At 68.6% G+C, this 1011-nt stretch carries 2 protein-coding genes; both read left to right on the top strand.

Going from position 1 to position 1011, the window contains the following annotated elements:
- On the top strand, nt 1-549 hold a 549-nt coding region (locus ACSFA3_RS26395; RefSeq protein ID WP_435508247.1), incomplete at its 5' end, for an alkaline phosphatase family protein.
- Between the two features lie 13 nt (nt 550-562).
- A partial coding sequence (locus ACSFA3_RS26390; protein WP_435508246.1) for an aldehyde dehydrogenase family protein occupies nt 563-1011 on the top strand: 449 nt, incomplete at its 3' end.

The raw sequence follows: 1011 nt of genomic DNA, 5'->3' as shown, positions 1-1011 counted from the left end.
CTCGCGCAGCTCGATGCGCTGGGCGCCACCATCGTGCTCACGGCCGACCACGGCATGAACGACAAGCACGACGCGGACGGCGCGCCCAAGGTCATCTACCTGCAGGACGTGCTCGACGATTGGTACGGCACCGGCCAGGCCCGCGTGATCCTGCCGATCACCGACCCGTACGTGGTGCACCACGGTGCGCTGGGCTCCTTCGCCACCGTGTACGCGCCCGACGAGGCCCGCGTGCCGGGCTGGATCGACCGCATCCAGCGCCTGCCGGGCATGGAGCTGGTGCTCTCGCGCAAGGACGCGGCCGCGCGCTTCGAGCTGCCGCCCGACCGCATCGGCGACATCGTGGTGGTGAGCGAGCAGAGCACGGTCATCGGCACCTCGGCCAGCCGGCATGACCTGTCGGCGCTGGAAGTGCCGCTGCGCTCGCACGGCGGGGTGTCGGAGCAGCGCGTGCCGCTGATCTGCAACCGGCCCGTCACCGGCATTGCCGCTGGCCGCCGGCTGCGCAACTTCGATGCGCTCGACCTCGCGCTGAACCACGCCCAGTAAACCCGGAGTTCCCATGAGCCAAGCCATGTCGTTGAAGCCAGGCACCGTCCACAAGGAAGCGCTGCGCATCGCCGGAGAGAAAGTCTGGCGCGACCGCACGATCGAAGTCACCTACCCCTACACCGGCGAAGTGATCGCCACCGTGCCCAAGGCCGCGCTGGAAGACGTGCGGGTGGCCTACAAGATCGCGCGCGACTACAAGCCCACCCTCACGCGCTACGAGCGCTACAAGATCCTGATGCGCGCGGGCGAACTCATCGCCTCGCGCCTGGACGAGATCTCGCGCGTGATCACGATGGAGTCGGGCCTGTGCCGCAAGGACTCGCTGTACGAGGTGGGCCGCGCTTCCGACGTGCTGCTGTTCGCGGCCAACCAGGCGCTGGTGGACGACGGCCAGGTGTTCTCGTGCGACCTCACGCACCACGGCAAGAGCCGCAAGGTCTATACGCTGCGCGAGCCGCT

This window comes from Variovorax glucosi (assembly GCF_051216695.1).
GTDB lineage: Bacteria > Pseudomonadota > Gammaproteobacteria > Burkholderiales > Burkholderiaceae_C > Variovorax.
This window is presented reverse-complemented; position numbering and strand designations above follow the sequence as displayed.